The sequence below is a fragment of the Mesorhizobium sp. M2A.F.Ca.ET.037.01.1.1 genome (genome assembly GCF_003998075.1).
GTDB lineage: Bacteria > Pseudomonadota > Alphaproteobacteria > Rhizobiales > Rhizobiaceae > Mesorhizobium.
In genome coordinates this window covers 1-9,904 of sequence record NZ_RZSA01000133.1, presented here as the reverse complement: position 1 = coordinate 9,904, position 9,904 = coordinate 1, and the positions used below count along the sequence as shown (strand labels likewise).

Annotated in this window: 10 protein-coding genes; 5 read left to right on the top strand and 5 right to left on the bottom strand. The window is 64.4% G+C overall.

Features of this window, described 5'->3' with window-relative positions:
- Together EOA27_RS09510 and EOA27_RS09505 are read left to right on the top strand one after the other, a co-directional pair.
- On the top strand, positions 1-1,489 hold a 1,489-nt coding region (locus tag EOA27_RS09510), incomplete at its 5' end, for a VWA domain-containing protein (RefSeq protein WP_145970303.1).
- A gap of 87 nt (positions 1,490-1,576) precedes the next feature.
- Positions 1,577-2,209, top strand: a complete 633-nt coding sequence (locus tag EOA27_RS09505; protein WP_126083172.1) for a LysE family translocator — start codon at positions 1,577-1,579, stop codon at positions 2,207-2,209.
- Positions 2,210-2,286: 77 nt separating this feature from the next.
- Here the strand turns inward: EOA27_RS09505 and EOA27_RS09500 are convergent, their stop codons facing one another.
- A complete protein-coding gene (locus tag EOA27_RS09500) occupies positions 2,287-3,111 on the bottom strand; it encodes a DUF2189 domain-containing protein (protein WP_127256009.1) in 825 nt (274 codons plus the stop codon).
- A gap of 167 nt (positions 3,112-3,278) precedes the next feature.
- Here EOA27_RS09500 and EOA27_RS09495 point away from each other — a divergent pair, with 167 nt between their 5' ends.
- Positions 3,279-3,785, top strand: a complete 507-nt coding sequence (locus tag EOA27_RS09495; protein ID WP_126083174.1) for a CAP domain-containing protein — start codon at positions 3,279-3,281, stop codon at positions 3,783-3,785.
- Between the two features lie 15 nt (positions 3,786-3,800).
- Here EOA27_RS09495 and EOA27_RS09490 read toward each other — a convergent pair whose 3' ends face one another.
- The 4 genes from EOA27_RS09490 to EOA27_RS09475 form a co-directional block, all read right to left on the bottom strand.
- Positions 3,801-4,778 (bottom strand): 2OG-Fe(II) oxygenase family protein, encoded by a 978-nt coding sequence (locus EOA27_RS09490; RefSeq protein ID WP_126083175.1) that lies wholly within the window; start codon positions 4,776-4,778, stop codon positions 3,801-3,803.
- 76 nt (positions 4,779-4,854) lie between these two features.
- On the bottom strand, positions 4,855-6,387 hold the full coding sequence (locus EOA27_RS09485; RefSeq protein ID WP_126083176.1) for a DHA2 family efflux MFS transporter permease subunit: 1,533 nt from the start codon (positions 6,385-6,387) through the stop codon (positions 4,855-4,857).
- 296 nt (positions 6,388-6,683) lie between these two features.
- Entirely contained in the window at positions 6,684-7,874 is a 1,191-nt protein-coding gene (locus EOA27_RS09480; RefSeq protein WP_126083177.1) for an HlyD family secretion protein, read from the bottom strand.
- Positions 7,871-8,350 (bottom strand): MarR family transcriptional regulator, encoded by a 480-nt coding sequence (locus EOA27_RS09475; protein ID WP_112130300.1) that lies wholly within the window; start codon positions 8,348-8,350, stop codon positions 7,871-7,873. The genes EOA27_RS09480 and EOA27_RS09475 overlap by 4 nt, the downstream gene beginning before the upstream one ends.
- Positions 8,351-8,625: 275 nt before the next feature.
- Between EOA27_RS09475 and EOA27_RS09470 the strand changes: the two genes are divergently transcribed.
- Positions 8,626-9,234: a CDP-alcohol phosphatidyltransferase family protein gene (locus EOA27_RS09470; RefSeq protein WP_126083178.1), complete on the top strand. Its 609-nt coding sequence runs from the start codon at positions 8,626-8,628 to the stop codon at positions 9,232-9,234.
- 36 nt (positions 9,235-9,270) lie between these two features.
- On the top strand, positions 9,271-9,904 hold a 634-nt coding region (locus EOA27_RS09465; RefSeq protein ID WP_189561992.1), incomplete at its 3' end, for an alpha/beta fold hydrolase.

Below are 9,904 nucleotides of genomic sequence, written 5' to 3'. Positions count from 1 at the left end.
CTCCATGACAACGCCCGGCACCGGCTCGGGACAGAAGCGCATCGACCTGCTCAAGCAGGCCGCCAAGCAACTCGTCGACACGCTGGCGCTGCAGGCAGCGCAGATCAAGCAGATCGACAAGCCGGTGCAGTTCAGCCTCGTGCCATTCGCGGCCTCGGTCAATGTCGGGCCGAGCAACGACAACGCCCCCTGGATGGACACCTACGGGCTGTCGCCGATCGCCAACGAGAATTTCGACTGGTCGACGCTAAACGCCCCCGACAAATACGCTCAGAAAATCAACGGCATCTGGTATAAAAAAGGCACCGGCTGGGGTCCGGCGGAAGGCCAGATATTGACCCGATTCGAGCTCTATCGGGATATGAAGGTCGTCACCAGCCACGAACGCATCGCCGGCAGCAAGCGGGTCGTCTGCGACAAGTACCGATCCAATCATACCTGTTCCGATAGCCACGACGAATACGACTACAACGACACCTATGGCCCGTTCGCCAGCTGGCAGGGTTGCGTGGAAGTGCGGCCATATCCCTACAATGTAGACGACACGCCAGCCTCCGGCGGCCCCAACAACACCGGCATCGGCGTCGGAGATCCGGCGACCATGTTCGTGCCGATGTTCGCGCCGGACGAACCCGGCAACCATTGGAAAGTGACGCAGGATCCCGACGAGCCGAACCCGGTCACCTACGGCGCCGCCAACAGCTGGTGGAACGACGACCCGTCGAGCACCACCGGCAAGACCAGGCAGTCGAACATGGCCAAGTATTTCATGCCGCGGCCGATCGATGCGCCGGTGCTGTCGAAGGGCGCGGGCCCGAACTACAGCTGCACCACCACGCCAATCACACCGCTCACCGATGTCACCCAGACCGATGGGCTCGCAGCCATCAAGGCGGCGATCGACCTGATGCAGCCCAACGGCAACACCAATGTGCCCGAAGGCATGGCCTGGGGCTGGCGCACCGTCTCCAGCGCCCCGCCCTTCACCGAGGGGAGGCCGGAAACCGAGCGCGGCAACGACAAGGTGGTCATCGTGCTCACCGACGGCGAGAACACCTATTCGACGGTCAGCTCGGACCCGGCCGGCAACAAGTCGACCTATGCCGCCTATGGCTATACCGGCGTCGGCTATAACGGCACCTCGGTCACCCGCCTGTTCGGCGGCACGTCGAGCGCGATCGGCCAGTTCAACTATTCGTCGAGCAACTACACCGCGGCGATGAACGAGCAAATGGCGAAGCTGTGCGACAATGCCAAGGCCGGCAATATCATGGTGATGACGGTGGCGCTCGACATGTCCTCGACCAGCTCGAGCGACCAGAAGGCCATGGCGGCGCTGAAAGCATGCTCTTCCGAGTCCCGCTTCCGCAAGGATCCGACCGATCCCAGCAAACCGGCAAAACTGTTCTGGAACGCAACGGGGGCGACGCTGTCCGACAACTTCAAGGAAATCGCCAACGAGTTGTCGAACCTGCGCGTGGTCGGGTAAGGCGAGCTGGCGTAAAGGGCAATCCCATCAAGCCCTTGCGACGTTTGACGAAGCGGCGCACATCTCGGGAACTTTCCGGAGATCCCGATGCCTGACGCCGCCAACCACCTCACCTTCGCGCTGATCTGCCTGGGCATGGTGCTCACACCCGGCCCGAACATGATCTACCTCATCTCGCGCTCGCTGTCGCAAGGGCCGAAGGCGGGGCTGATCTCGCTCGGCGGCGTGGCGCTGGGCTTCCTGTTCTACGTGATCTCGGCGGCCTTAGGCATCACGGCGCTGATCTTCGCCGTGCCTTTTGCCTACGACGCGCTGCGCTTCGCCGGCGCGCTCTATCTGTTGTGGCTCGCCTGGCAAGCGCTCAAGCCCGGCGGACGCTCGCCCTTCCAGGTCCGCGAATTGCCCAGGGACAGGCCGCGCAAGCTTTTCGTCATGGGGCTGATGACCAACCTGCTCAACCCGAAGGTCGCGGTGCTCTATCTGTCGCTGCTGCCGCAGTTCATCAATCCGGCCAAGGGCCATGTTCTGTCGCAGCTTTTGGTGCTTGGCGTGACGCAGATCTCGATCAGCCTCACCGTCAACGCCATCATCGCGGTGACCGCCGGCTCGATCGCGAATTTCCTTGCCGGACGACCGTTCTGGCTGGTCGTCCAGCGCTGGATGATGGGCACGGTGCTGACGGCGCTGGCGCTCAAGATGGCGACCGAGGCGCAGAGATAGGGCGCATTGATATTCAGGTGAGGCCGGCCGCGAATGGCGCCCTGACCTGAATCCCAACGCACCCTACGGGCCTACCTCTACATCGGGCGGCGCACCGGCCGGATCTGCTCCGGCTCGACCACCTTGCGGTAGAGGTGCCAGGTCGCGTGGCCGAGGATCGGCATGACGACGGCGAGTCCGGCAAACAGCGGGATCGAGCCGATCACCAGGAGCACGGCGACCGTCAGGCCCCAGAGGGCCATCGTCAGCGGATTGGCCATCACCACGCGGGCCGAGGTCTCGATCGCCGCGACGGCGCCGACGTCGCGGTCGAGCAGCAGCGGGAAGGCGACGACGGTGGTGCCTAGAACGACAGCGGCGAAAACGAAGCCGACGGCATTGCCGACGAGGATCAGCGTCCAGCCCGTGCCGGTCGTCAGCACGTCGCGCACGAAGGCACCGACCGAAGCAGGCGGCTCGGCGCCGAACAGGCTGGTGTAGAGCGACTGGGCGGTGAACAGCCACAACAGGAACAGCGCGAAGAGCAGGATGCCGATGACCGCGATCGACGGCAGCGCCGGCGAATGGCGCACGTCCAGCGCATGGTGCCAGCGGCTGCTCATGCCAAGCTCGCGCCGGCGGCTGATCTCGTAGAGGCCGATGGCCGCGAACGGACCGACCAGGGCGAAACCGGACATCAGTGGATAGACGAGCTGGATGGCGTTCGAGCCCGAGCTCCATTGCGTCAGGATCAGGCCGACGATCGGATAGATCAGGCACAGGAACACGTAATGCGAAGGCTTGGCCCAAAAATCCTCGGCGCCGAGCTTGAGCGCGTCCCAAAGATCCGCGGTCGAGATGTGGCGCACCGTGGGCTGAACATGTGCGCCGTACGCGTCCGTCATGACATGAAAACCGGCCATAACCGTCCTCCGTTTATATCGGGGGCGGTCACCGCCTGGGTGGCCGCCCATGGCTGCCACTTTCAAGAACGCCGGCATGATAACCGATCTTCCGCGAAAAGTCGCCGCTTCATGCGATTTTCATCGGTTGCCCGGCAAAAGCCACGATCGCCGGTATCAGAGACCGGATGAGCATCTCGACCACCGCCCTCCCCGATATGAACCGTCGCATGCTGATCAAGGCCGCTGGCCTTGCGGCACTTGCGGGCATCGCCGCCTGCAGCACGGTCACGGTGCCGACCGGCGAAGGCGCCGGCGTCTCTTCGTCCGCCACGGCGACGCTGGCCGGCATTCGCACCACGGCGGGGCTGCCAGCGCTGGTTCACGACACGCAGCTCGAACAGGCGGCGCTGCAGCAGGCCGGCTACATGGCATCGCGCGAACGCATGAGCCACACCACCGGTTGGGGCAAGGATTTCGCTTCGCGCATGAAGGACAATGGCGTGCGGGGCGCGGCGGCCGAAAACATCGCCGAAGGCCGCTTCGACCTGCAAAAACTGTTCGACATCTGGATGCATTCGGACGGCCACCGCCGCAACATGCTCGATCCGGACTTCAGCCGCTTCGGGCTCGCCTATGTGCGCAACGGCCGCGATCCTGGCTTGCGCTACTGGGCGCTGGTGCTCGGCCGATAGGCGTCGGCCCCCGCCCTATTTCGTCGTCGCCTTGAACTTGCCCATCAGATAGGGGCCGGAGCGGACCGGCTCATATTTCGGCGCCTCTCCCTCGGACAGGCATGCGTCCAGAACCGCAATCTCGGCGTCCCAGTTCGGCTGGTGGAAGAAAGCCATCGATTGCCGGCGATCCTTGCCGCCCTGCTGCGCCGGCGGGTTGACGACACGATGCACGGTGGACACCCAACGATCGTTGGTCCAGCGCGCCATCAGGTCGCCGATGTTGATGACGAAGGCGCCGGGCACTGGCGGCACCTCAGCCCATTCGCCGCCCGGCGTGACGATCTGCAGCCCGCGCGACCCTGGCTGCGGCAGCAGGATGGTCAGGCTGCCATAGTCGGTATGAGCGCTGGCGCGGATCTGGCCGGGCTTCGGCGCGAGATGCTGCTCGGGATAGTTCAGCGCTCTCAGCGCGCTGATCGGCGCATCGAGGAAAGGATCGAAATAGGTTTCCGGCAAATCAAGCGCGGTGGCGAAGACCCGCATGATGCGCAACGCAAGGTCCTCGAGAGCCGCATAATAGGCCTTCCAGGCTTCGATGAAGCCCTCGGGCTCGGCCGGCCAGATCGTCTCGGCATAGCAGAAGGCCAGGGCCTCCGGGTCCTTGATGCCCGGCGGCACGCGGAGCGGCCCACCGTTGAAGCTCTCCTTCAAGTCCGGCGGCGTGTCGACGTTGCGGGATTTTGCCAGCGCCTCCAGCTCGGGGCCGAGATATCCGTAGGGATAACCCTTGTAGGGCGCCTTCGAGCGCTGCTTTTCCTCGGGCGGCAGGTCGAAGAAAGCCTTCGCTTTCGACCAGGCGGCGTCGATCACAGCTTGCGGAACACCGTGGTTCTTGACCGCCAGGAAACCGGTGCTGCGGCAGATGCGGTCAACCTCGCGGCCGAGCGCCTTTTTCTCCGCGGCACTTGCGGTCTCGAAGCGTCCGAGATCGAATACGGAAAATGTCTGCATCGCGTTCACAACCGCTCAATGGGGGGACGATGCAGCCTGTCCGGGCCATTATCTAGGACCAACTGGTGTGGCGGTCCTAGTCCATATGCGCCGCCGGCGCACCGCCCGCCGGCGCCGCCTTGGGCTTGCGCAGCAGGATGACGAACGGGATCGCGGCCAGCGTCATCACCATCAGGATTTTGAAGTCGTTGATGTAGGAGATCATCATCGCCTGCGCATTCACCGCGCGGTCGACCTGCGAAAGAGCCGCGGCGTTGCCGCTCGCGGCCGCCGGCGAGGCAGCCCATAGGTTGGGATTGTAGGGGTTGATGAAGGCCGACAGCTCGGTGTGGTTGATCTGGGTGTTGCGCACCATCAAGGCCGCGACCACCGACACGCCGATCGACGAGCCCAGATTGCGCACCAGGCTGAACAATGAGGTGGCGTCCGTGCGGTAGCGGGCGTCGAGCGTGGCGAAGGCGACCGTCGACAGCGGCACGAACACCATGCCCATGCCGAGACCCTGGATGACACCCGAGGTGAGGATCAGCCAATTGTCCATCTGCGGCGTGAAGCTTGCCATGGTGTAGAGCGACTGCGCGGTCAGCAGGAAACCGATGGCGACGAGGATCCTCGCATCGAACCTGTGCATGATGCGGCCGACGACCAGCATCGAGATCATCGTGCCGATACCGCGCGGACCCAGCACGACGCCGATGGTCACGGTCGGATAGCCGAAGATGTTGGCCAGCATCGGCGGCAACAGCGACATCGAGGCCAGGATCAGCACGCCCATGACGAAGATGAAGCCCAGCCCGGTCACGAAATTGCGGTCGAGGAAGATCTTTGGGTCGATGAAGGGATGCTCTGCCGTCACCGTATGGATGATGAACACCCAGAAGCCTGTGAGCGACAGAGCAAGCTCGATCCAGATCTCGGCCGAGTTGAACCAGTCGACCTCGCCGCCGCGATCGAGCAGGAGCTGCAGCGCGCCGACGCCGAGCGAGAGCATGGCGAAGCCGAAGAAATCGAAGCCGCGCACGCGCTTGGCGATGACGGGCAGATAGGCGGCCATGCCGAGGAAGGCCAAAATGCCGACGGGCAGGTTGATGAAGAACACCCAGCGCCAGTTGAAGTTTTCCGTCAGCCAGCCGCCGAGCGTCGGCCCCAGGATCGGCCCAAGCATGATGCCGGCGCCCCAGATCGCCATCGCCTGGCCGTGGCGCTCCTTCGGGTTGATGTCGAGCAGGAAGGTCTGTGACAGCGGCACGATGGCGGCGCCGAACACGCCCTGCAGCAGGCGGAAGAGCACGATCGTCTCGAGGCTCCAGGCAAGGCCGCAGAGCATGGAGAAGATGGTGAAGCCGACGACGGAGGCGAGGAACAGCTCCTTGCGGCCGAGCCGGTCGGCGAGCCAGCCGGTAACCGGCGTCATGATCGCCGCCGCCACGATATAGGAGGTCAGCACCCAGTTGATGTTGTCTGGCGACGCGCCGAGGTCGCCGGTCATGGTCGGCAGCGCGACATTGGCGATCGTGGTGTCGAGCGCCTGCATGATCGTCGCCAGCATCAGCGCGACGGTGATCAGCCCGCGATGCGGCACTTCCTTGAAGGGTTCGGGCGTGCTCATGATGCTGAACTTCCAGCGGGTAACAAAAACGTGTACACTGGGTTTCCGGGCGGCAATGCCTTCCGCAGAGAGACCTTCATCGCGGTGGGACGCGACCATCGATGTGGGGGTTACATCGACTGAAAGTCTCTGTTGGAGCGGATGCCTGCCGCCCGGAAACCTGAGGCCCGACGGGTCCGTGACGAAGGTTTCGGTTTTGATCGCGCCGCCAAGCGGCTGATCTTAAACGCTTATCCTTCTCACTCCTCCCATCAGACCAATCCCCTGCTCCGCCCCCGATTTACGGGGGCGTATTGTCACTGCGCGTGCTCTCCTGCCGTGGCATGGCCGAAGATCGACGGCAGGCCGCGCGCCACGCCGGTGTCGACGGTGACGGTCGCGCTCATACCGGTGCGCAGCGCCATCTTGGCATCAGGATCAGTCAGTTCCAGGCGCACGGGAATGCGCTGCGTGACCTTGACCCAGTTGCCGGTGGCGTTTTGCGCGGGCAGCAGCGAGAACTCCGCGCCCGTGCCGGCGCCGATCGCCGTGACGGTCGCCTCGAAGGTGCGGCCCGGATAGGTGTCGACGACGATCTCGGCCTTCTGGCCCGGCTTCATGTTGGTGAGCTGGGTCTCCTTGAAATTGGCGTCGATCCAGGTGTCGCCGGTCTCGACCAGCGCGAAGAGCGGCGTGCCGACGGAAACATACTGGCCAACCTTGAAGGAAGCCGCCTGGTAGATGACGCCGTCGGCCGGCGCCTTCACCGTCGTCTGCGCCAGGTCATAGGCCGCCTTGTCGCGCGCGGCCAAAGCGGCCATCACGGTCGGATGCTGGTCGGTCTCGATCTCGGGGTTGCCGCCGAGCGCCGCCTTGGCGCTGACGATGCCCTGCTGCGCGACGGCCAGCTGCTGCTTGGCCTTGTCAAGATCGTTGCGGGCCTGATCGAGCGAGGACTTGGCGTTGATGCCCTTCTGCGCGAGATCGGCGGCGCGGTCATATTGCGACTGCGCATAGTCGACCTCGCTCGAAGCGGACTTCTCCTGCGCCATCGCCTGGCTGTAGGCGGCGCGCAGCTGCTCGACATTGAGGCGCGCCGCGGCGACCGCCGCATCGGCCTGGGCGAGCGCGATCCTGTAAGGCTCGGGATCGATGACGAAGAGAAGGTCGCCCTGCTTGACCAGCTGGTTGTCGGCGATGCCGACCTGAACGATACGGCCGGCCGTGTCGGAGGCGACAGAAATCCTGGCCTGCTGCAGATTGGCGTTCTCGGTTTCCTGATAGCGGCCGCCCGTCACCCAGACATAGGAGCCGCCGGCAAGCAGCGCCAGCGGCAGCGCGACCATCAGCAGGAAGCGGCCGAGGCGGCGCTTCTTCTTCGGCGCGACCGGCGCCGGAGCCACGGCGACCGGGGCGGAAGCCGGCTGCGCCGGCGCTTCAGCGACCGGCTGTGCCGGCGCGTTCAGCTTGGTGACGTTGTCCTCTTCCCGCTTGGCTGCTGCGCTCATGCCGCTGCCCCTTCCCTGCTCTTGATCTTTTCGAGGGACGATGCCTCGCCGTCCGTCAGGTTCTGCACGATCGTGTCCAACACCCGGATCAGGATGCGTCGATCTTCAGGCGAAACGCCGGTCAGCGACTCCTCATAGACCTCGCCGGCAAGGCTTTTGACATCCGCGTAGGCAGCGCTCGCCTTCTCGGTCGGGAAGATCATGCGCACGCGCCGGTCGGTGGCGTCCTGGCGGCGCTCGATCCAGCCGCCCTCCTCCATGCGGTCGACGAGGCGCGAGACGCTGATCGGTTCGATTTCGAGAAGTTCGGCCAGCCGCGCCTGCGTGATGCCTTCTTCCTTGGCGACGCGCACCATCAGCCGCCATTGCGCGGAGGAAAGCCCCAACCCGCTGGCGCGCGCCTCGAAGCGCTTGCGCATCAGGCGCTGCACGTCGTGGATCAAAAATCCCAATCTGTCGATGCCATCCGAAACCATGAGCGATACATATAATAAGCGTGCTTATTATTCAAGGGGAAGCATTGCGCCAGAAGCCGGCAAGTCGTCATGGCAGGCATTTGGTGCATTCATGGTTAGCGCCCGGTGAATCCGGCAATGGGTGAACGGCTATCCGGGGCCGAAGCTGCGGTTTCAGGCGATGCGTTCACAGCAAGGCGACAACCGTCTGAAAATTCACTGTGTTTTCTGCCACACGCTAGCGCCGCTCGGCTCGCCCGTGGTAAAGCTTGCACCGTGGATCGGGGGATCACGCAATGCCGACGCTCTATGCGCTGAAGCCGGCCTTCCAGGACAGGCTGCGACCGCTTGTCTGCCGGCTGGCAGCAATGGGCGTGACAGCCAATTTCATCACCTTGCTGGCGGCCGCGCTCTCGGTCGCGGCCGGCGTGGCGATCGCGGCGGCGCAGGGTTCGCGCGTGCTTGTGCTGCTCATCCCGCTGCTGCTGTTCGTGCGCATGGCCCTCAACGCGATGGACGGCATGCTGGCGCGGGAGCATGGCCAGGCCTCCACCCTGGGCATGTATCTGAACGAAATATGCGACGTCGTTTCCGACCTGGCGCTCATCCTGCCCTTCGCAGCCTTTGCGCAGTTCGGCGTCTGGGGTGTCGTCGCCTTCGCCATGGCGGCCATGCTCGCAGAATTCGCTGGCGTGCTCGGCATCCCCGCAGGCATCGGACGCAACTATGCCGGCCCGTTCGGCAAGAGCGACCGGGCGCTTGGGCTCGGCGTGGTCGCGGCCTTGTGCGCCTTCGGGCTGTGGCCCGCGGCCATCGCGCCGTTTGTGTTTCCGGCCATGGCTACGCTGTCGCTGCTGACCGCCATAAACCGGATACGTGCCGGTCTTACTGGCAACACCGGCTAAGCATCGAGGCTCGCCATGCCGGACGAGGGGAACAGCATGCTTCACGAAGAGATCGCCGCCGCGCCGGCGGAAAGCCTTACGCGACAGGCGCAGGAACGCAGCTTCCACAGCCATGACGGCACGGAGATTTTCTACCGTTTCTGGCCGGCCGCATCTGCCGAGGCCAAAGGCGCGGTCGTGCTTTTCCATCGCGGCCACGAGCATGGCGGCCGCATGGCGCATCTGGTCGATGAATTGCGAATGCCGGATTACTCCTTCTATGCCTGGGATGCGCGTGGCAACGGCCGCTCCGCCGGCGAGCGCGGCTATGCGCCGTCCTTTGCGGCGCTGGTGCGCGATATCGACTGTTTCATGCGCGAGATCGCGGCCAAGGACGGCTTTGGCGCACAGGACATGGCGCTCATCGCGCAATCCTTCGGCGCGGTGCTCGTCGCCGCCTGGATGCATGACTATGCGCCGAAACTGCGCGCCATGGTGCTTGCCTCGCCGGCATTCTCGGTCAAGCTCTACGTGCCCTTCGCCAAGGAAGGCATCGCGCTATGGCAGAGGATCAACGGGCGCTTCTTCGTCAATTCCTATGTCAAGGCGAGCCTGCTGACCCATGACCCGGTGCGCATCGCCTCGTTCGAGAACGATCCGCTGATCACGCGTCCGATCGCTTCCAATATCC